At 63.7% G+C, this 3900-nt stretch carries 3 protein-coding genes and 1 pseudogene; 1 reads left to right on the plus strand and 3 read right to left on the minus strand.

What is annotated here, in order from left to right:
• Nucleotides 1-76: 76 nt before the first annotated feature.
• The 3 genes and pseudogenes from guaB to NKH38_RS33055 form a co-directional block, all read right to left on the minus strand.
• Nucleotides 77-1018: pseudogene (gene guaB / locus NKH38_RS33045) on the minus strand (IMP dehydrogenase); the annotation flags it as partial.
• A gap of 142 nt (nt 1019-1160) precedes the next feature.
• Nucleotides 1161-1616, minus strand: coding sequence for a PIN domain-containing protein (locus NKH38_RS33050; protein WP_023673035.1), 456 nt, complete (start codon nt 1614-1616; stop codon nt 1161-1163).
• Entirely contained in the window at nt 1613-1858 is a 246-nt protein-coding gene (locus tag NKH38_RS33055) for a type II toxin-antitoxin system Phd/YefM family antitoxin (RefSeq protein ID WP_023673036.1), read from the minus strand. Before NKH38_RS33055 ends, NKH38_RS33050 begins: the two co-directional genes overlap by 4 nt.
• Nucleotides 1859-2101: 243 nt before the next feature.
• Between NKH38_RS33055 and NKH38_RS33060 the strand changes: the two genes are divergently transcribed.
• Complete coding sequence (locus tag NKH38_RS33060) at nt 2102-3523, plus strand: MFS transporter (protein WP_352765717.1); 1422 nt, start codon at nt 2102-2104, stop codon at nt 3521-3523.
• Nucleotides 3524-3900: the final 377 nt, after the last annotated feature.

Below are 3900 nucleotides of genomic sequence, written 5' to 3' on the forward strand. Positions count from 1 at the left end.
CCGCCCCCCCCCCCCCCTATCCCCCCCCCCGCGGGGCCCCCCCCCCCGGGGCGGGGCGGGCGCGGTGGCCCCCGCGCGCCCCGCCCCCTGCCCCCCCCCCCCCCCCCCCCCCCCCGGCGTCGATCAGCGCCTGCGTGCCTTCGGCGGTGGCGACGTTGCCGGCCAGGATGCGGACGGAATTGGAAAGCTTCTTGGCCCGCGTCACCGCATCGAGCACGCGCTGCGAATGGCCATGCGCGGTGTCGATGACCAGGAGGTCGACACCGGCATCGATCAACCGCTCGGCGCGCTCGAAGCCGTCATCGCCGACGCTGGTGGCTGCCGCCGCCCGCAGGCGCCCCTGCGCATCCTTGGTGGCGTGCGGGTTGAGCTGCGACTTCTCGATGTCCTTGACGGTGATCAGGCCGACGCAATTGCCGGACTTGTCCACGACGACGAGCTTTTCGATGCGGTGCTGATGCAGCAGCCGCTTGGCCTCGTCCTGGTCGACATTCTCCTTGACCGTGATCAGGTTCTCACGGGTCATCAATTCGTAGACTTTCTGCCCCGGATCGGAGGCGAAGCGCACGTCGCGGTTGGTCAGGATGCCGACGAGGCGGCCGATCTTCTGGCCGCCGGTGCCGCCATTCTCGACCACCGGAATGCCCGAGATGGAATAGGTGCGCATCAGCGCCAGCGCGTCGGCCAGGGTGGCGTCGGGGCCGATGGTGACCGGATTGATGACCATGCCCGATTCGAACTTCTTGACCTGACGCACCTGCTCGGCCTGTTCGGCCGGCGAGAAATTGCGGTGGATGACGCCGATGCCGCCGGCCTGCGCCATGGCGATGGCAAGCCTCGCCTCGGTGACGGTGTCCATGGCGGCCGACAGGATCGGCACGTTGAGGTCGATGTCGGTGGCGATGCGGGTGCGGATGTCGGTCTCACCGGGCATGACCTCGGAATGACCGGGCTGCAACAGCACGTCGTCAAAGGTCAGCGCCAGCGCGCCGGTGGACGTTTCGATGATTTTTGCCATGGCCAGTCCTCGGATACGAAAAGCGCCGGGAGAATACAAAAAAGCGCTGGACCGAAATGGACAGCGCCGACTCGTTTCTTCCCTTTCAGGATTGGCGCTGGCTGGTAACACGTCGCGGCGTGGTTGAAAAGCCGGTCGTGGCCTATTCGGCGGACTTGCCCAACAGGGCATCGAGCAAGACATGGCGCGGTGACGCGAAAGGATTGACGACCGTTACGCCGCCCCAGGTGAAGCCGTCCTGCAGATCTTCCGACAGCAGCAGCCGGCAACCGGTTTGCGAGGCAACAGACAGGATGGTCGCATCCCAGATGCCGAAATGGTGATCGGTCGCAAGATCAGCCGCGACCGTCATCACCTCCGGCGTCGTGCCGACAACCGGAAACGCGTCGCGCCAGCTCAACAGGGCGTCGCGCGCTTGTGCACGTGATCGTCCGGCCTTGCGTGTGAGAACGGTGAACAATTCGCCGAGCACTTGGACTGGAATGACGGCTGCCTCTTGCGCAATGTCGTGCAGCAGGCCGAAAACGATGTCGCGCTTCTCGGCTCCGTTGATCCCCTCGGCATAAACAAGGATGTTGGTATCGAGCGCGACCTTCACCGCTCGTCCTCGTAAAGCTCGTCGCGGCTCCAGCGCCCGGCTTCTACAACAGGCTGGCGTTCGAGGCGCGACAGCAGCGCTGTGCGCGAACGAGACGCCGCAGGGTCGGGCTGCCCTGCAGGCACGATCCGCGCCACGGGACGCCCATGGCTGGTCACGACATAGCTCTGTCCTTCGCGGACACCGCGCAGGAGGAGCGAGAATTTGCGGTTGGCGTCGGCTGCGGAAACGGCTTCTTCCATGGCATTGTCCTTATAGTAGTTATATTCACTACAGCATAGTGAACCCGGTCAATTTTCGCAAGTTCATTCAATGTGGCGAAACGCAGCGACGCCTCTTGTCCGCCCACGGTCGCACAAAAGTGACAGCAAATTAATGCGACATCGCGCCTGAGGCGTGATAACCGCCCGTTTGTATCGGCTTGCCCGCCTTTTCATTGTTTGGATTGGCCGGCAGGCACATTTAGACCAGTTCGGACGCGTTCGTTGAACCGCATCATTCCGCTCATTCTGGCGGTCGCCTTGTTCATGGAAAACATGGATTCGACCGTCATCGCGACATCGCTGCCGGCGATTGCCGTCGACATCCACACCAGCCCGATCGCGCTCAAGCTGGCGCTGACCGCCTATCTGGTGGCGCTGGCGATCTTCATTCCGATCAGCGGCTGGATGGCCGACCGGTTCGGCGCCAAGACCATTTTTCGCGCCGCGATCGGCGTCTTCATCGTCGGCTCGGTCTGCTGCGCCATCTCCAATTCACTGCCGGCCTTTGTCGTCTCGCGCTTCCTGCAAGGCATAGGCGGCGCCATGATGACGCCGGTCGGCCGGCTGGTCCTGGTGCGCGCGACGCCGAAGAGCGAGCTGGTCGCGGCCATGTCGTGGCTGACGGTGCCGGCGCTGGTCGGCCCGCTTGTGGGACCACCGATCGGCGGCTTCATCACCACCTATTTCACCTGGCATTGGATCTTTCTGATCAACGTGCCGATCGGCCTGATCGGCATCTGGCTGGCGACGCGCTTCCTGCCGCAAACCGACTCGATGGAGACGCCGCCGCTCGATTTCGTCGGTTTCGTACTGAGCGGGCTGGCGGCCTCCGGCGTCATCTTCGGCCTGTCGGTGGTCAGCCTGCCCTATCTGCCGCCGGCGACCGGCCTCATCACCGTGGCGGTCGGGCTGATTTCCGGCGTGCTCTATCTCCTGCATGCGCGGCGCGCCAAGAACCCGCTGCTGGCGCTGGAACTGTTCCGCAACCCGGTGTTCCGCTCCTCGGTGCTCGGCGGCTCGCTGTTTCGCATCGGCATCGGGGCGGTGCCGTTCCTGTTGCCCCTCATGTTCCAGATCGGCTTCGGGCTGACGCCGTTCCAGTCGGGCATGATCACCTTCGTCTCGGCTATCGGCGCCATCGGCATGAAATTCGTTACCGCGCTGATCTTCCGGCTTGCGGGGTTCCGCCGGGTGCTGATCTGGGGCTCGCTGATCGCCGCGGCATCGATCGCCATATACGGCCTGTTCACGCCGGAGACGCCTTACGCGCTGATGCTGGCGATATTGCTGGTCGGCGGCTTCATCCGCTCGATGTTCTTCACCGGCGTCAACGCGCTCTCCTATGCCGAGGTGACGGCTGAAGACACCAGCAAGGCAACGCCGATCACGGCGGTGTTCCAGCAACTGTCGATCGCGCTCGGCGTGGCGCTGGCCGGCGGCATCCTGGAAGTCTCGACCTCGATCCATGGCGGCCTGCTGATGCTCGGCGATTTCCACATTGCCTTCTTCATCGTGGCGGCAGTGTCAGCGGCGGCGTCCGTGTCATTCATGCGGCTGGCGCCGGATGCCGGCAATGCCGTGTCGGGACATGGCCGGCTGACGACGCCGAAGACGCTGGAGCCGGTGAGCACGGCTGGGAAGTAAGGGGCGAACACCCCTCATCACTTCGTTCATCCTAGGGCGAAGCGACTCAAAGCGTCGCTCAGACCCTGGGATCCTGTGTGTTGTTCCCATGCTATGTTTGGGGTGGGAAGGAGACCGACAGGATCCTGGTCGTCCTTTTTGAGGACAGGCCGTGGCATGGCTCGGTCCCTTCCCACCGGTGAACCATCAACCTGAACAGTTGCACGGGGCTGTTCCAAGCAGACCCCGCACCACAGGAAGAGGCGTGGACATGATAATGCAAAACTATGTCGGCTGCGACATCTCAAAGCAGTGGTTGGACTTTTTTGATGAGGCAAGCGGTCAATACCATCGCATCGACAATCAGGCCGATGCGATCGCTGCCTATGTGGCAGGCC

The organism is Mesorhizobium sp. M1078 (assembly GCF_040318615.1).
Taxonomy (GTDB): domain Bacteria; phylum Pseudomonadota; class Alphaproteobacteria; order Rhizobiales; family Rhizobiaceae; genus Mesorhizobium.

Excerpts from the sequence above, each read along its gene's own strand:
- NKH38_RS33055 (WP_023673036.1), bottom strand. The coding sequence starts at position 1,858 with ATGGAAGAAGCCGTTTCCGCAGCCGACGCCAACCGCAAATTCTCGCTC.